Here is a 17,734-nt window from a genome sequence, read left to right on the forward strand (position 1 = left end):
GGTTTACTTTTTCCTGAATTTTTCACTTACTGGGATTACTTTGAAATCAAAAGGAACATATATGCTGAAGTTTTTTTCCTTGTATGAAGAAAATAACTGTTTGAATTCGGCAAGGTATTTCCATTTGCTTTCATCCTGCTGTAAAAGATATTCTTCAAACGCCTGCCAGCTTCCGAATAACACGCTGGGGAAATTGCTTACAGAAAAAGTAGTTTCCTTGAACACATCGAAATCAATCCATGAAAAAAGAAATCCATCTAAATCTTTTTTAATAAAATCCTTCATTATAGTTATTGCTTCTTCCGGTACGGATTCTTTAGAAGTGTGGGCGCTTCCTCCCGCTGGAACCCACTCTGTTTGTTTGCAACAATGAAATAATCGGTAAACAGAATTGTCCAGTTTGGGTACTTGGTCGCAGTAAGTTTTGAAATAATGAAGCGAAAGATTCCTTAATTCTTCTTTTGTAAGCGGAAATGAATCCGAAAACTGATGATTGAGGGAGCGAATTAAATCCGCCTCAAAGGAGTAAGGAGGTTTCGCATTATCAAATAAACCCTTTATAAAAGCTCTCAGAGATTCTTTGCCCCCATGTTGTTTATATAAATTATCACTAATCTTATTGTCATAATCACTTACCTTATGTTCCAAATCTTTGCCATCATAGCCAATCAAATTTCCATGAAAAAAATCCGTTTTGGTTCGCGGAATATTTGCCAAATGGAAAATAGCTTTTATTGTTTTTTCAAAATCGTCTTTATTATCGAACGCTTTTATTCTGGTAAAGCGATTTTTAACTTCTGATTCCAATCCCTTTTCAATCCACTCGGAAATTTTGGCATTTAAATCTTTTTGATTAAGCAATCTGGATTTGCTGAATTCAATTTCAGATAAATTTCCTTCCAGCAAATCGTAGGCGAAATACCGGTTGAATTTACTGGGATGTATAACTGATAGATGGGAGCGGTATGAATAGCCGTAATTCAATGAACCGTCAAAAATTCCATCAATAAAGTCAACTATATTTTCTATTTCATTTTGGGAAACAGAAAGTGCTTGGTGATTTTTCAGAAGAAATAATTGCAGATGGGAAGTTGCAAAACGGAATTTTTCATCCTGTATATCTTGCTGAGGATTTTTAAATCTTCTCAACTGATATGTATTGTCTCCGCTTCGCTGATTAAAATCTAAAAAATCTCCCGGATTTTTAAATAGCAATTCGTAAACAGAAGGAAATTTTAGCCTTAAAACTTCCAATCTGATAAAGTCATTAAGTTCTACCTCGCCATCTAATTTTCTTAAGTTTAATGCAAGAGAATTGGCAAGACGCGTAACATCACGCATACTTTCAAGCCAGTCATTCAGGTATTGCGGGGTAACGGAAGGCGAGCCAATTATTTCCTCATGTATTTTTTCATGTAGTGATTCGGGGAAAACCTTTTTTAACTTTTCAGCCAATTTATGCCTGAAAATGTCCTTTTTGAAATATGGTAATGTAACCTCAATTTGAAATATTTTTTCTAAAAATTGCTCGTGATTATATGGGTTATGCTGATGGAGAGCTTTTACAATATAATTTCTGTCATAAGCTACAACAAAAAATGTGTTGTGAAAATTTGCAGTATTCCGAATCAGTCGGATTACCTCTACAATTTCTTCCGTATCTAATCTATCGAGGTCATCAATAAAAATAATTATTTTTTTATTGATTTTTCGCAATGCACCGTTTATATCCTTGAATAAACTATTGAGTGATTCGTATCCTGTAAAGGCGGCAACAGATGTCTGAATGGATTTAGCGATTTTATTGTCGTTTAATGCGACAAGTTTATCTGCATAGAAAACCAACAACCGGGCGAGAGATGAATGATAGGGGCGAATCGCCTCTTGTATTGTTTCAAAAAAATCCTGAATTATTGCTTTGGGGGTATGACTATTCCAAGGATTAAAATCTACAATAATTAAATTTTCATTCCCAATCTGCCTTTTTAACAAATCAATAAACGAAGTTTTTCCTAATCCCCACTTCCCATTTACGCCTATGGCAAATGCCTTATCGAAATGACTTGCATTAATCTTATTAGCCAACATTTGTGAGTATTTTGAATACCCTAACTCATCCAATTTTGTTCTACCAAGTGGTTCATCATCAAAAAATGCTTCCTGGCCATTTTCGGGAAGTGGTTTACTTCGTATACTTTTGATCCATAAAAAAATATTACCTATAGCAGGAATGAAAAGTATATCTGTATACTTCACGTGCTCTAATTGAGCAAATGATCTAAAAACCCACAGGTCGGAGACGAACCTGTAATAAAAGTAAATTATGCAGCAAAAAATAAGCGATAGTGAAACATTCGTTGAGGGGACGTAATTATTTCGCTTAGGAAAATAAAATATAAGAATGCCTATTAAAAATACGCCAACAATAATATCATTGGGAATTGACGTGTCTACTTTAGAAAAAATATGCGCGACTAATAAATTATTTAAAAATAACTCAATTGGTTTATGAAAGAAAAAGAAACCTAATAGGGCGATAAGGAAAATAAATATGCGCTTGCCAAACATTTTATTGAAATTTCAAAGGTGGAAATTACGAAATTAAAATGGAGCTTTCCCCGCAGTAATCAGAATCTGTAACAATTCCTCCCACCCCCTCCAAGTAGGAGGGCTATGTGACCACCATTTTTTTTCTTCGCATTACGTATTTGACGGGACTACGTCTACCCCGCATGCCGCCCCTTGCGGTAGATGTAAAAGACGGCAATAAAAAAAATCCTCCCATCCCGCTCCCAGTAGGAGGTATATCTGAAAAATATGGGGGTACTTTGCATTATGTATTTTGACGGGACATCCGTCTATAACGGCACATACATAAAATACAGGCGAGAAAATAAAATTATGTCAAACCAATAAATAAAGATCAAATGAAAACACTTACAGTAGATGAAATCGAAGTGCCGGTGGACGTCATCGTGGAAGTATCCAATCTTCTGAATGAACACGGAATCACCAATGAACTCCGGGGCGGCAATGAAGAAGAAGAAACGGTTACCATACAAATACAGTACGACCGAAAGGACGTTGATGAGAAGGAAGCCGTAATGCAGATCGAGGAAATGATCAGCGACTATCACGGCTATGATGATGAAAAAGAAAATGAAGAAGACTAACCTTTAAAATAAAAAGCTATGAAAAGAAATTGTATTCGATGCGGAAAGGAATTTGAAGCAAAGCATCCAAGCCGTAAATATTGCCCCGGCTCCTGCAAGCAATATGCTTACTACGAGCGAAAGGGAATGACCTTTGGCAATGCCGTAAATGATGCCGGAGAAGAAAAAGTGGCAGAAGAGACTGAATCAGAGTTGAACGAAACCGCCATTGAAATTCCAGCTAAGGAAGAGATTAATCCGGTAAATGAAATACCTGTAAAAGACGAGCAGTCGTCCATTACGCCTGCTATCCAGGAAAAAAATCCTGGCGTCCTACCGGAGATCGAAAAACCGGAGAAAAAGTCAGCGCCTGAATCGCAAAAGCAGAATCCTGAGCCGACTATTACGCTTTCGATGAAACAGCTCGAAGAGCTATTGAAAAAAGTGGCAGTTCCCCAGCAGCCACAACAGGAAAAAGTAATTGTGATTGAGAAACAGGTTCCGGTTCAAACAGCCGTAAAAGAAGTAAAAGAGGAGATAAAGCCCCTGCCTGTTACACCTCAGCCGAGCCCGCAACTACAGGAACAAAAGCAGGAGCCCCCTCCCGAAAAAATAAGTGAACAGAAATCGGCAAGCATTTTCACAAAAGAAAATTACCCGAACTGGTATTATTCGCAATGGGAAAACGTAAATTACGTAAATGAGCGTGTAAAAAGTCATTTTAAAAAGCTGACTGAGTTCACGAAGCGGACGGTAGATATAAGTATGGTCAAATACATTTCAGAACAGATGATTGAGCTTGTAGACTCCCTTAACTTCCGACTATTGCCTTCTGATTATCCGCTCGCCAATTTTATAAAGGAAATGACCGGACGGATTAACAAATATGTCCGCTATCTGGAGGAAGAGGATTTTAAAAAAGTTAAGATCAGAATTGCTGAAGACACATTGGCTGAAATGAAATCCGTTATCGCCCGTATTGGAACCACTGCCCCGGATGTGGAGCATAGCACACCAAAAGCAGGAAATACCACGGGGCGCAAGTATAACTCCTACGAGCGCAGGGCTAAGATGCGGGAATACGGCATAATACCCAAACATAGCTGATATTCAGCTCATAAAAACTTTCAAACAAAGTTGAACATGTCAGGGTAAAGGATTATACTTGTAACACATTGATTATCAATGTAAACTGAGGTTATGGTGATCTGTTTAACACCCTGACCCCAGCATAAAAAATGGCAAAAACAGATGAGACATTTAACCTTAGTTGAACCAGCAAACACCTTTGCCATGAGTAAAGAATTACAAAACATAGTAAATGCAGAGATCAAAAGCATCAATCCGGCAAAAAAGCCGCTGACCATAGAAGTGCTTCGCACCTTTCCGGAATTCAGGAATGTAACTGATGCGGAGGCGGATGAAATTATTTTTTCGCTCCAGATTTTTACCGAGTTATTCCATGAGTTTTATGTAGAACTGGAAAAGATGAAACAGCGCGGAGAAATAAATGACATCATTGAGTATTTAATGAATCAGGAACCTTTAAAAATAGCAGCATGAGTACACTTTTAAAAAACACAGACCTCTTTGCACGGTTCGGACGGCAGAGCAAGAACAACATCAAACTCGTTACCACGAACGGGGATATTGTTTACACCCGCGTTTCCAGTAAAGAGCAGGCAGAAAAAAATCTTTCTCTTGAAACTCAAAAGAAGGCAATGGATGAATATGCCCGGAAATACAACCGGAATATCCTTGCCTATTTTGGCGGCACATACGAGAGCGCGAAAACAGACGGGCGAAAGGAATTTCAGCGGATGCTTGACTTTATCAAAAAGAACAAAGGTAAGGTCAGCCAGATTCTTGTTTATAGCATGGACCGCTTCAGCCGTACCGGAGGCGAGGCTATCAAACTGGCGGCTGACCTTCGCAGAAAATACGGTGTTACGGTTCATGCCGTAACCCAACCCACAGATACTACCAACCCAAGCGGTGTATTACACCAGAATATACAGCTCCTGTTTTCTGAATACGACAATCAATTACGTAAACAGAAAGCAATGGCCGGCATGAAAGAGAAATTTGAAAAGGGGATTTGGGTTGTAAAGCCACCGCAGGGCTATGATATTATACGTATAAACGGTGATAGGCGAATTGTCTTGAATGAACAGGGAAAGAAAATCAAAAAGGCATGGGACTGGAAGCTACGCGGCATGAAAAATGACGACATAGTTGCCAAACTCCGCTCAATGGGAGTGAATATGTACAAACAGCAGATTCATAAAATCTTTACGAATCCTTTTTACTGCGGCATGATCTCACACGGAATGCTGAACGGAAAAGTAGTGGAAGGAACCCATGAGCCAATGGTCAGCCGGGATGTTTTTCTGAAAGTGAATGGCTTCATTAGAACTTCTGCGAAATACGGGGTTCCGCATTGCAAGGAGAACGAGAATGTGCCCCTGAAGGTTTTCGTAAAGTGCTCGGATTGCGGTGAGCCGTTTACAGGATATATCGTAAAGGCAAAGGGGCTGTATTACTACAAATGCCGGACCAAGGGCTGCAAATGCAACCGGAGCGCCAAGCAGATGCACGAGCTGTTCCTGAAGCATCTGGCGCAGTATGCCGTAAAAAAGGAAGTAGCCAAAGCCCCCTTACTTTACCAACTGGAGCACACCTATGAAAAGTTAACCCAGGGCGACACCGACCAGGAACAACTCGTAAAATCCCAGCTTGCTGAGGTGGATAAGAAAATTGAAAGTATAGAGGAGGCTCACTATGTTCTCAAGCAAATGCCGAAAGATTCCTTCGACCGTTTTTACGTAAAATACGCCACCGAAAAGAAGCGAATCATCGAGCAATTGGAGAAGCTCGGCAGCAACATTTCGAACCCGCAGACCTATTTTAAGGCGGCAATTATTGTGAGCCAAAAGCTCGCTTCTCTATGGGGGAAATCAGGTATTTCCATCAAGGAGCGACTACAAAAGCTGGTATTCCCTGAAGGATTGGCGTATGATCGGGAAAAGGGGGCATTTCGAACCCCAAAAGTCAACCTGATTTTTGAATTAATCAGCTATTTTTCGAATGGAAATGGGGGCAATAAAAAAGGACTGCCCCCTTTTTTACGAGGGCAGTCCCTTTCAGCGGAGAGGGTGGGATTCGAACCCACGTTACCTTTCGGTAAACACGCTTTCCAAGCGTGCGCGTTCGGCCACTCTGCCACCTCTCCTGTACTAGTTTTTACCTAGACCACCTTTTTGCATTTGCAAGCAATTTGCAAGCGCTTTGGGTCAGTCCTGGTTAAATTATAATTTAAATTTTTAAGGTTACAAATGTAGGATTTTCAACTGAACTTCCCCCAATTAATCGTTGCATTCAGGTGTTTTATTATCTGTGAGGCTATTAATATAACGTGCTTATAGGACACCTTCTGTTCTATAAGATCACGTTATGTTAAGATAGCCTTGGATTTTTAGCTAAGGATTGCTTTTATTACCTTGCATTAGGATTTAACATCATGGAATCATTTGATAAAATATATAAATACTTGCCATTGTTTACTTTGTGGGCTTTAATCCTATGCTCAGTAAGATTAGTGCTGTATTATATGCAATTTGGAATAAACATTATTCCATTCGTTTCTTTAGGAGAAATAACTAAAAGCATACTTGATATTCTTGTCCCAATTTTTTTAACATGTTTACTTTTTTTCGGCCATTTATATTTTTACATTATTACCCATAAATCTTACAATGAAAAGAAGTCAATAAAAATTCAAACGAGCGCCTCGATTTTTAGAAAATTAAATATTTTCAATTTTGGCAATAAGTATGCAACACTAATTTTCACTAACATGATGTTGTTACTGTATTCATTTTCTTCAATTTATATAAGCTATTTCCGTAAATCTGAGTTGTTGAAAATTCTAATTTTCGCAACAGGCATATTATGCATTCTTAAACTAATACTTGATTTATTTGCGGTTAATAAAGATGACCTTGATGCATATGTAAAACAAGGCCGAGATCTCAGAACTTTAGTCTTTATATCCTTTTTACATATAAGTTTAGCCCTGGTTCTAATCTCTCCTTCCATTGAAAAATGGACGTGCCTTAACTTTCCAGATAAAGTTTCATTTAAGTATGCTTCTAAAGTAATAAGTAGTGATGTCATAAACTATTACATTGGTTCTACAGAAAATAATTTATTTATGTATGATTTACTTTCAAAAAAACAACCGTATATAAAATGGATCACATAGACAGTTTAGTCTTTTCAAAAAATACACAATAGCTAATGGACAAGAACATCTACATACAGGCCTTAGAAATTGGAACAAAAAACATGACCAATGGGATTTCTTATAATGAATTACTGGAAAAGTTAAATGCATTTGGCCTAAAGCCACATGGCGAATTTCAAAAATATTTTCATTTGTGGTTTTACAAAAAATTTTATTACCCAGCATTATTCAGATACATAAACTTACCTTCAAATGGAGGTGCTGTTGAAGAAAATGAACTTGAGGGGCATGATAATCAATTCGCAATATTAACAGCAGAAGGATATACTGAGTATCTTGATTTTCTAAAGCTGGAACAGGCTAAAATTGATACTCAAAGAGCACATGAATTATCTATGACAGCAATTAAATGGTCAAGGATAGCCGTATATATATCCGCAGGAATGGCGTTAATTCAAATTTTACTTCAATTATTTCAATCAAATAATTCCTGTCATTAAAAATATCTGTCACATAAAACTCAGGTAACATATTGTACCGGCTTCTTTAACCTGTATAATAAAAACATACTCATTAAAACCATTGCCAAACTTGATAATGCCCAGCTTAATGTTACTTTATCGCTTTCCATTCCCATTTGTTCTACCTCCTTTGGTAAATATCCCGTGTTCACCAGATAAATGAGCACCAAAACCAGCCCGTTGTTCAAAAAATGAATGATTATACTTGTCCATAACGAACCGCTCCAAACGTAAGTATATCCCAATACAGCCCCCAGCAATACCCTTGGTATAAATCCGTAAAACTGCATATGAAAGGCGCTGAATAAAATTGCTGTGATCCAAACCGATAAATGAACATTTTTTGAAAGGTTAAGCATGGATCGCTGAATTAGTCCCCTGAAAAATAACTCTTCGCTGAATGCTGCCATAAAGGCAATAACAAAGAGGTTCATTAACAGATCGCCGACAGATTGATCCTTCAAAAATGCTTCCTCAATCTGTTGTATCTTCAATTCGCTGGCCTTCATCCAGGTCTCAATTTCTGAAAAAACGGCCGGCATGGTCACAGCCTTATTTAGCCCTTCCAGGTACGCAATGAGCGGAAGGGCTGTAATAATTAAAACACAACTTATAACAACAAAAAGAAATGGAGGAGACCTGTGTAATAAAAAATAGTGCAGTTTATCAGTGGAAAAAAACAGGACAAACATGCATGCAGGAAGAATGAACACCATAATAACACTCACAGCTTGCGCAACCTTCATCAGGAACAGGGTTTCCTTGTTATCCATATCCAAAGACATATCGCCGAATGAGCTCCAGATCGTGATCCCAAGCAGCAAAACAAAGTAGATCATAACAACTACAAAAAAACGAAGCGGGCTCAACGCCTTGAACATGCGGTTAATATTAGATTTTATACCTTTGTTACATAAAAAACAGGTTTCACTGCAATTTTGTGAAGCCAAAGTTAAAAATTAAGGGGCACAAACTATTTAAATTACTACGTTGATAAAAATAGGTAATATAGAACTTGGTGAATTCCCTCTGCTCCTCGCGCCAATGGAAGATGTGAGTGATCCTCCCTTTCGTTTTGTGTGCAAACAGCACGGTGCCGACCTGATGTATACTGAATTTATTTCTTCAGAAGGCCTGATCCGTGACGCGGTTAAAAGTGTACATAAGCTCGATATATTTGAATACGAACGCCCCATTGGCATACAACTTTTTGGCAGCGATATCAATTCTATGCGCGAAGCGGGAAGCATTGCCGACAAAGCAAACCCCGACCTGATCGATATTAACTACGGTTGTCCTGTTAAAGCGGTGGCCTGTAAAGGTGCAGGTGCCGCATTATTACAGAATGTTCCGAAAATGGTGGAAATGACGAGTGAGATCGTTAAGATCGCCACCCGACCTGTAACCGTTAAAACCCGATTGGGATGGGATGACAATACAAAAAACGTGGTTGAAGTGGCCGAACGGCTGCAGGATGTGGGAATAGCCGCTTTAACCGTACACGGACGCACCCGTAAACAAATGTACAAGGGGCAGGCCGACTGGACACTTATAGCGGAAATAAAGAATAACCCGCGCATACGCATTCCCATATTCGGCAATGGCGATGCGGATTCTCCTGAAAAGGTGAAGCTGATGAAAGATACCTATGGAATTGATGGAGTAATGATCGGTCGTGGCAGCATTGGCCACCCGTGGATATTCAACGAAGTAAAGCACTTTTTAAAAACAGGAACACACCTTACTCCTCCCACCATTGAAGACAGAGTAAGTGTTTGCAAAACTCACCTTCAAAAATCAATTGAATGGAAAGGTGAAAAGCTTGGCGTAATTGAAATGCGCAGACACTACGCGAATTATTTTAAGGGACTCGATCATTTTAAGGAATACAGAATGAAACTGGTGACACTGTATGATGCAAATGAAATTTTTGGTATTCTGGAAGAAGTCGTGAATCACTATGGCCAGCTTCAGGCTGTTTGAAAGACAGCGAAATAACGCCTCGTAAATAATTTTACCGGATACCACGCTGCCAAAAGCCCTATAAACAGTACAACAGCGAACACCACTATATAATCGATCGCCAGCATTTTTACCGGATAAGCCGACACAACAAATGATTCGTTGAATGTTACCCAGGAAAATTGCTGTTGTCCCAAACAAATAAGCGTACCCAGCAGCAAGCCGCTGAATATTCCGATCAATGTTATAAGCGTACCCTCAATTAAAAATATTTTTTGGATCAGTCCAAGATCGGCACCCATATTCCATAAAATACCAATATCCTTTTTCTTTTCAATGATGAGCATAGTGAGTGAACCTATCACGTTAAATGTGGCCACAACCATAATAAATACAAGTATGATGAAGGTCCATAGCTTTTCGGATTTTAATGTTTTAAACAACAGCTCATTTTGTTCGTATTTATTTTTCACCACAAATTTTTTTCCTAACATGTCGCTGATCTGTTGTTTAATTAATTCAGCATTCACGCCGGAACTGAGCCCCAATTCAACAGCACTTACTTCATTCGTATAATCAAATACCCTGCGGGCGAAATCAATTGGAACAAGTACGTACTTATAATCAAAATCATCATTAATGCTAAAAACACCTGAGACATAGATATGCTGTTTGTTAAAACCATCTTCAGGGTTCAAAGAGGTGCTTATTCCGCGTATAGGCGCGTATACTGAAACGGGAGTGAGCAATTCCCCCGGCCCCACATTGAGCAGGTAGCTGATCCCTTTCCCGATAACAGCCATATTTTGCGGTCCGCTTTTCAAAATAAAATTACCTTCCTTGACAAGCGTATCAAAACGCGACATTTCCTGATAGTCGTCACTTACACCTCTTATCGATGCCAGGCATTGCTGATCGTTATATTTTAACAAAGCATTTTCCTCGAGTACTTCGGTATAAAAACGAACACCTTTCATTTTTTTCAGCCGCCGGATATCAAGATCGTTCAGCTGAAACATCTTCCCTTGTTTATGCGTGATACGGATATCGGCATTGAAAGAATTATAAAGTGATTTAACAAGGTCAGAAAGCCCATTGAAACCCGAAAGCACAATAATAAGTGCCATAGTTCCGATACAGATGCCACCTATCGACACAGCCGAAATTATGTTAATGGCATTATGCGATTTTTTGGAAATAAGATATCGCCTGGCTATGAAGAGAGATAAATTCAAAATGCTACAAATTACAGATCAATACAAAACAGCAAACACTCATGAATTCTTATAAAATTAATTAAAAGAATCAGAGATTATATCGAATAAGATAATTAAATAGATTTTAAAAACATATTTAGCGGATACTGCCGGCAGGCAGGAACACTAAAGCCCACCAAAAATTCTTAGTCGACATAAAGCTCTATTGAGTAATATATGAAATCGATATCTCAGGAAACAGGTAGTCCGCGATAAAGATTATAGTTGAAAAGATCTGATCGAAGATGTGTTGATACTTTATAAAATCAACTGTATAAATCTGCGCCTCCTGCTATATCACAATAAAGTGCCGGAAATGAATTGGTCTTTAAAAATTGATCGAAATGCCCGCTGTAAAATTAACCAGGCCAACCACCTGGGCGTATTTTTTTGTATCAATATAAGTGGAGTTGGCAGTAATTCCATTTACGAACTTCACCTCTGTCGACTCCGTTTTGTCGGCATACTTTACAACAGTTCCCAGATAATCAACATTTACCAATAAGCCGATCTTGCTTGCCAGCTTGTAATTTATACCCACACCAACATCATATCCAAGCCCCCTGGAGGAGGGCACTTCAATATTTTTTTCCTGCGTCCACCCTGAAGAAGATGATTCAGAGGTTATGATCGGGAACTTTACAGTTGCAAGACCTGCTAAGATCCTCACCATAATATCATAGCTTTGACCATCGCTGAAATATACAAATGCACCGCCAAGATAATTGCCAATCAAATACTGCTTTGCACTCCAGCTGGTTTTGATTGAAGCTGTATCCAAAAATTGCTTTCCATAATCATCGGCATTAAAACTATTCAAAGTCCCGCCTACCATAGCCATTACACCCAAAAAGGGCATTACTTTATAGCCGACAGTTCCGTTAAAATGTATACCCATTTTAGCATACCCCGATCCTTCTATTGTATCCGATTTACCATAATCCGACATAGGCAAGCCCCCGCCCACAGAAACGCCGATAAATCCATTCGACCATTTTCTATGGCTATGTGAGCCCCTTCTTCCGGGAGGTTCGGCATTTACAATTGAAGCTGCTAAAAAAGCTGTCAATAATGTAAGCAAGATTTTAGTCTTCATGCCAATTATGATTTTGAAGTTGAACAGATCAAATATAAAGTTAAATTTTTATACCACAGCTAAATGAGTTTGCGGAAAGAAAATCAGCTAACCCTGCTCGTCTACATCCCTATTTCCAGGCCTTTACAATAAGACCGGTACCTGTTTTGTGCTTAAAAACAGTATCCATGAAATTCAGCACAAAAGCCACAGGATAGGTTACTGCATAGTAAAACGGAAGAATAATAAAAAACAATTTGCTTGTTCCCAGCATTAAAATCGGGTATTTCATGGATAAACGCCATGATATTTTTCCCGGTGTGCCATAAGAATAGCGTACCTCCACCTTTGAAAAACCGACAGACCTCAATTTATCCTCAATTTCTTTAATGTTATAGCCATCCCGCACATGCTCTTCAATAAATGAGGCTTCTCCATCGCCCTGAACATCTGACCCGCCCTGATCGGAAGGTGTAGAAATAAGTAACATTCCGCCCTGTTTCAATGACGCATAAATGTTCTGAAAAACCAGCACATCCTCCAGTATATGTTCCATCACATCAACCGACAAAACCAGATCGCAGGTATTTTCCTGCCTGAACTTTGTGAGATCGGCCATTTCAAATTTTACGTTTAACCGACCGATCTGCCTGAAAAAATTATTACAATCCTCCACCTGTTCCTGCTTCACGTCTATCGCAAGTATTTTCCAATTGGCGTTGATGGTCGATAAGTAATACGAATACTGTCCATAACCCGCGCCCGCATCTAAAACCGATACATTTCCCGGAGCTGTTCTCAGCCAGACTTTGATCTCTTTGTGAATGTGCCAGGCACGCAGCAGTAATAGGTCGAGCAGGTTGTAAAATACTTTACGCAGAAAAGGTGAACGGTTAAATACGTTGCCAAGTGTACGTTTTATAGGGTCGTAATGCATCTGCTATAATTCTATTTATACAAATCAGTACAAATAATTAGGATTTAGGATTAGGGATTTAGGATTTTAAAGTTTATTTGCGGGCTTAGCAATGTATTTCATTTTTTGATTCCTTTAATCCTTACAATACTATTTATTCAGCAACTCATTTATTCGTGCGGCATAATCCATCGAATCGTCAATATAAAAATTAATTTCAGGAATTATCCGTACTTGTTTTCCTATGCGCTGACCCAATTTCTTTCTTATTTCGGGAACATTTTCTTTTATTAAAGTCAATAAAGCATTCCGGTCCTTAGTACCATATAAACTCAGGTATATCTTCGCAAACGACATATCCGGACTTATACGCACTCCCGTAACAGTGATCAATGCACTGCCAAAATAATTTTTGCCTTCACGCAGAAAAATATCAGCTACTTCCTTTTGTATAAGGCGAGCTACCTTTAGTTGACGGGTTGAATCCATTGCCTCATCCGTTCTCCGGAAACCTTCTCCAGCCGGAGAAGTATGTATTGAAGAATCGGTCTGCAAAGGTATCAAAATAATGTTTAGAGGAAACGTTCAATTTACCACATCAGGACTTTCTTATAAAAAACATAAGGTGCGGCGCACCGCAATATATAATGTGTCGGTGCGCCCCAGCTTACATTTAATGCTGTAAAATCTAAACCTTGCAAATATTCCGCGACTCTGCCGCTTTTTATAAGAAAGCCACACATACTAAAATCTAAAGTATAGAGTTATATTTGTTCTGATGAAGAAGTTATTCGGGGTGTTAAAATATGTGAAGGGCTATTGGAATTATGCAATTCTAAATATTGCATTCAATATTCTTTCTGTTATTTTTTCGGTTTTCTCCATTATTATGCTGTTCCCTTTTTTGCAGATCCTTTTTTCTGATAACAATGAAAAGTTAAACGAGGTCATCAACAAAGGAGAACCAACCCTTCACCTTTCCACCGATGCCGTTATTAACAAGGTAAATTACATCCTGGCCAAAGGAGTTGTTGATCACGGAAAAATGCAGGTGTTGGTATGGATATGCGCCTTTATAGTAGTCACCATTTTATTGAAAAACATTACACGATACTTTGCCATGTTCTTTCTTTCGCCGATACGGACGGGGGTTATACGCGACATGCGTAATAAAGTGTTTGAGAAAACCATGGAATTGCCTCTCTCCTATTATTCCGATGAACGCAAGGGTGATATTATGTCGCGCATGACGGCCGACATGCAGGAAATTGAATGGAGCATCATGCAATCGCTGGAGATGATATTCCGTGAGCCGCTTAACATTATCCTGTTTCTTGTAATGATGATCGCGATGAGCCCAAGCCTTACATTAATAGCGTTTATAACACTTCCCGTAACCGCCCTGCTGATCGTGTGGATCGGGAAAAGCCTGAAAAAATCGGCGACAAAAGGAAAAGAAAAAATGGGAACGCTGCTTTCCATAATGGAAGAAACACTGGGCGGACTCCGCATCATTAAAGGATTTAACGCGGAAAGTCAGGTAGCCGGTAAATTTCTTTCCGAGAACAGGCAATACACCAACCTTACCAACCGTGTAAACCGCCAGGTTGACCTGGCATCACCATTAAGCGAGTTCCTGGGAATCTCTGTATTTGTGATCATATTATATTTCGGCGGGGCAATGGTATTGAATGAAAAAAGTATGGAAGGAGCGGTATTTATTACTTATCTCGCTATGTTTTCGCAGCTTATTACCCCGGCAAAATCCTTTACCAACGCTTATTATAATGTACAGAAGGGTCTTGCCTCGGCAGAACGTGTCAATAAAATTATAAATGCCGAAGTGACAATAAAAAACACAAACAACCCAAAACCGATCAGAAATTTTGAGAAAGAAATTGAATTTAAAAATGTTTCTTTCGCTTATACGTGCGGTGATAATGGCTGGGCTTTACGCAACATCAATTTAAAAATTGAAAAAGGAAAAACCATAGCCTTAGTCGGTCAGTCCGGTTCGGGAAAAACAACATTGGCCGATATGTTACCGCGCTTTTACGATGCTACCGAAGGAAATGTATTGATCGATGGCTGTGCCATAAAAGAAGTGAACATAGCCGACCTGCGCAAACTGATGGGAATTGTTACACAGGAATCCATCTTATTCAATGATACCGTGTTCAACAACATCGCATTGGGCCTGGCGCATGCGAAAGAAGAAGATGTGATAGCAGCCGCCAAAGTAGCAAACGCGCATGAGTTCATCATGCAAATGCCGCAGGGTTATCAGACCAATATCGGCGACCGCGGGGGCAAAATGTCGGGCGGACAGCGCCAGCGACTGAGTATTGCCCGGGCAGTTTTAAAAAATCCTCCGATACTTATTTTAGATGAAGCCACCTCTGCGCTTGACACAGAATCGGAACGACTGGTACAGGATGCCCTTAATAAATTAATGAAGAACCGTACATCAGTTGTTATCGCGCACCGTCTTTCAACTATTCAGCATGCGGATGAAATTATTGTACTTCAAAAGGGTGAGCTGGTTGAACGGGGCAGCCACATACAGCTTTTACTCCAAAATGGAGTGTATAAACGATTGTATGATCTGCAGGCGTTTGTGTAAGGATTTATAACTCTTACCGAATTTCAAACTAATAATTACAATAGAAGTCGAATTTCTGCAAGCTCCCTTCCTACTTGTTGAATACCGCTTAAAATTCGTCCTATTTGAGTAGAGGAAGGCGTTTTATTGCCCTTGATGTATTGCGCCAAAAGACTTTGGTTCATACCTATGCGTTCTGAAAGTGCCTTAGCATTAATTACCTTATAAAACTCAAAAAACTGAGGCAAATCCAGGGTTATTTTTAAATTCTTTTCAGTAATTTTTTTACCCTTTTCTACAAAGTTAAGATTTAAGGCCTCAACAATATTTTTCTTAAGTTCCGACAAACTTTTTCCTGTAGTCGCAACAGCGTACTTTTTCGCAAACGCCGAATATCCTGTTCTCGTGCGTTCAACAACTATTTCAATTTTCTTCATAATCAGTATTTTTTATTCCAAGCCCGCGTCTTTCAGAATCTTATTTTGTAACCCTTTGCCGACTTCCTGACTACCATGACTCGGCACCACAATTTGCCCGCTTTTTGTAGGATGCCTCATGATCATATGGCTACCCGCTTGCCGTATTACAAACCAACCATCCTTTTTCAATGTTCTGATAAGCTCACTGCTTTTCATTGATCGAAGGTAATAAATTTATTACCTATATTAAAATAAAATAATGAAATTCTCAGAGGGGTCTTTCCTTTTACGTTCTAAGCCCGAACCGGTAAAGAGGACGTTTGTGTGAAACTGACATAGGAATTTTTTCAGATCTTTTCCAGGTACTTCTCCAAAAAAGTTCTTAGTGAGCACACCCTGACATTTTCTTTGAGAAAATAATCCTCACTTTCCTTTGTAATTATAAAATTATTTTTCGCTTTCAAATCATTAATTGAAATTGTATTGCCTCGGGATAATGTTGGCGTTGACGTATGCTTAATTTCGGCTGTTGCAACTACGGTATTCGCTTTAACAAACACAATATCCAATTCGCTCCCATCACTTGTACGATAGAAAAATAATTTAAAATCATCTGCCAAAAGCTGATACACTTGTTCAATAACATAACCTTCCCATGAATTGCCTATTAGTATGTTATTATAGAGATCATCATACGAATAAATTGCATTTTGATAATGCAGCAAACCACTGTCGCGAATATAAAGCTTGGGAGATTTCACCAATCGCTTTTTTGTATTCATACTATAGGGTTGCAATCGCCTGATAAGAAAGGCCTGCTCCAAAAAATCAATGTAAGTTTTTACACTTGTAACTGAAATTTCAAGGGATTTGGCCAAATTTGAATAATTTAATTCCTGGCCATGCAGATGTGAAAGCATTGCCCACAAACGCTGTGTTAGTATAGGTGATGCAGGCATTCCCAACATAGGAAGATCCCTTTCAATATATGTTTTAACGAAATTACTGACCCACTTTTGCCACAAACTTGCCGTAGGAGCAAGAAGAGCATCGGGAAAGCCTCCCCTTAACCACAACAAATTTGAATTCGCTTTATTTTTTATTTCTGTTATGTTCAAAGGAGTTAATTCAATATACCCAATCCGTCCCGCAAGTGATTCCGAACTATCGCGAATTAAATCCGGAGAAGCCGAACCTAATAACAAAAATCTGGCCGGGACCCTGTTCTTATCAATTAATGCACGTAATAATGGGAATAACTCCGGCATGCGCTGCACCTCGTCAATAATCACACATTTATCCACATACTGCTCCAAAAACAATTGAGGGTCCTTAAGTTTGTTGTAATCCGAACTCAACTCCAAATCCAGGTATACGAATGGCTTTTTTATTTTTTTAATGAGCAATTTTGCCAATGTTGTTTTACCCACCTGCCTTGGCCCAACAATAGCTACTGCGGGGAAGTACCCTATAAGTTCTATTAAATATTTTTCCGCTTTTCGCCTTAGCATGGTACAAATATACTATAAATTAATGCAGCAAATTTAAAATTAAATTTTAAATTTGCTGCATTAATTTATAGGCA

General features: G+C 38.9%; 16 protein-coding genes, 1 tRNA gene and 1 pseudogene. 7 read left to right on the forward strand and 11 right to left on the reverse strand.

The window, feature by feature from the left end; all coding sequences use genetic code 11:
* Positions 1–3: 3 nt before the first annotated feature.
* Positions 4–2,256, reverse strand: a complete 2,253-nt coding sequence (locus tag HYU69_00330; protein MBI2268784.1) for a hypothetical protein — start codon at positions 2,254–2,256, stop codon at positions 4–6.
* Positions 2,257–2,927: 671 nt separating this feature from the next.
* Here HYU69_00330 and HYU69_00335 point away from each other — a divergent pair.
* The 3 genes from HYU69_00335 (at position 2,928) to HYU69_00345 (ending at position 4,715) form a co-directional block, all read left to right on the forward strand.
* A complete protein-coding gene (locus HYU69_00335; GenBank protein ID MBI2268785.1) occupies positions 2,928–3,173 on the forward strand; it encodes a hypothetical protein in 246 nt (81 codons plus the stop codon).
* 18 nt (positions 3,174–3,191) lie between these two features.
* Complete coding sequence (locus HYU69_00340) at positions 3,192–4,259, forward strand: hypothetical protein (protein ID MBI2268786.1); 1,068 nt, start codon at positions 3,192–3,194, stop codon at positions 4,257–4,259.
* Between the two features lie 186 nt (positions 4,260–4,445).
* Positions 4,446–4,715, forward strand: a complete 270-nt coding sequence (locus HYU69_00345; GenBank protein MBI2268787.1) for a hypothetical protein — start codon at positions 4,446–4,448, stop codon at positions 4,713–4,715.
* Positions 4,716–4,723: 8 nt separating this feature from the next.
* Here the strand turns inward: HYU69_00345 and HYU69_00350 are convergent, their stop codons facing one another.
* Complete coding sequence (locus HYU69_00350) at positions 4,724–5,110, reverse strand: hypothetical protein (GenBank protein MBI2268788.1); 387 nt, start codon at positions 5,108–5,110, stop codon at positions 4,724–4,726.
* Between the two features lie 105 nt (positions 5,111–5,215).
* Here HYU69_00350 and HYU69_00355 point away from each other — a divergent pair.
* Positions 5,216–5,554, forward strand: a pseudogene (locus HYU69_00355) (recombinase family protein).
* 745 nt (positions 5,555–6,299) lie between these two features.
* Here HYU69_00355 and HYU69_00360 read toward each other — a convergent pair.
* Positions 6,300–6,384: transfer RNA gene (locus HYU69_00360), tRNA-Ser, on the reverse strand.
* Positions 6,385–7,451: 1,067 nt separating this feature from the next.
* Between HYU69_00360 and HYU69_00365 the strand changes: the two genes are divergently transcribed.
* Positions 7,452–7,898 carry a hypothetical protein gene (locus HYU69_00365; GenBank protein ID MBI2268789.1) on the forward strand — a complete coding sequence of 149 codons (447 nt, stop codon included), beginning with the start codon at positions 7,452–7,454 and terminating at the stop codon, positions 7,896–7,898.
* A gap of 20 nt (positions 7,899–7,918) precedes the next feature.
* Here the strand turns inward: HYU69_00365 and HYU69_00370 are convergent, their stop codons facing one another.
* On the reverse strand, positions 7,919–8,800 hold the full coding sequence (locus tag HYU69_00370; GenBank protein ID MBI2268790.1) for a CPBP family intramembrane metalloprotease: 882 nt from the start codon (positions 8,798–8,800) through the stop codon (positions 7,919–7,921).
* Positions 8,801–8,909: 109 nt separating this feature from the next.
* Here HYU69_00370 and dusB point away from each other — a divergent pair, with 109 nt between their 5' ends.
* Positions 8,910–9,902 (forward strand): tRNA dihydrouridine synthase DusB, encoded by a 993-nt coding sequence (dusB, locus tag HYU69_00375; GenBank protein MBI2268791.1) that lies wholly within the window; start codon positions 8,910–8,912, stop codon positions 9,900–9,902.
* Here dusB and HYU69_00380 read toward each other — a convergent pair.
* The 4 genes from HYU69_00380 to rbfA all read right to left on the reverse strand — a co-directional run bounded on the left by HYU69_00380 (position 9,890) and on the right by rbfA (position 13,617).
* Positions 9,890–11,116 carry an ABC transporter permease gene (locus tag HYU69_00380; GenBank protein ID MBI2268792.1) on the reverse strand — a complete coding sequence of 409 codons (1,227 nt, stop codon included), beginning with the start codon at positions 11,114–11,116 and terminating at the stop codon, positions 9,890–9,892. The two genes, dusB and HYU69_00380, sit on opposite strands and share 13 nt — an antisense overlap.
* 349 nt (positions 11,117–11,465) lie before the next feature.
* A complete protein-coding gene (locus HYU69_00385; GenBank protein ID MBI2268793.1) occupies positions 11,466–12,233 on the reverse strand; it encodes an outer membrane beta-barrel protein in 768 nt (255 codons plus the stop codon).
* Between the two features lie 109 nt (positions 12,234–12,342).
* Positions 12,343–13,149: a class I SAM-dependent methyltransferase gene (locus HYU69_00390; protein MBI2268794.1), complete on the reverse strand. Its 807-nt coding sequence runs from the start codon at positions 13,147–13,149 to the stop codon at positions 12,343–12,345.
* Positions 13,150–13,278: 129 nt separating this feature from the next.
* Positions 13,279–13,617 carry a 30S ribosome-binding factor RbfA gene (gene rbfA, locus HYU69_00395; GenBank protein ID MBI2268795.1) on the reverse strand — a complete coding sequence of 113 codons (339 nt, stop codon included), beginning with the start codon at positions 13,615–13,617 and terminating at the stop codon, positions 13,279–13,281.
* A gap of 289 nt (positions 13,618–13,906) precedes the next feature.
* Between rbfA and HYU69_00400 the strand changes: the two genes are divergently transcribed.
* Positions 13,907–15,751 (forward strand): ABC transporter ATP-binding protein, encoded by a 1,845-nt coding sequence (locus HYU69_00400; protein ID MBI2268796.1) that lies wholly within the window; start codon positions 13,907–13,909, stop codon positions 15,749–15,751.
* Between the two features lie 35 nt (positions 15,752–15,786).
* Here HYU69_00400 and HYU69_00405 read toward each other — a convergent pair whose 3' ends face one another.
* The 3 genes from HYU69_00405 to HYU69_00415 form a co-directional block, all read right to left on the reverse strand.
* A complete protein-coding gene (locus HYU69_00405; GenBank protein MBI2268797.1) occupies positions 15,787–16,176 on the reverse strand; it encodes an XRE family transcriptional regulator in 390 nt (129 codons plus the stop codon).
* A 3-nt stretch (positions 16,177–16,179) separates the two neighbouring features.
* Entirely contained in the window at positions 16,180–16,365 is a 186-nt protein-coding gene (locus HYU69_00410) for a type II toxin-antitoxin system HicA family toxin (protein MBI2268798.1), read from the reverse strand.
* 131 nt (positions 16,366–16,496) lie between these two features.
* Positions 16,497–17,660, reverse strand: a complete 1,164-nt coding sequence (locus HYU69_00415) for an ATP-binding protein (GenBank protein MBI2268799.1) — start codon at positions 17,658–17,660, stop codon at positions 16,497–16,499.
* Positions 17,661–17,734: the final 74 nt, after the last annotated feature.

This window comes from Bacteroidota bacterium (genome assembly GCA_016183775.1).
GTDB lineage: Bacteria > Bacteroidota > Bacteroidia > JABDFU01 > JABDFU01 > JABDFU01.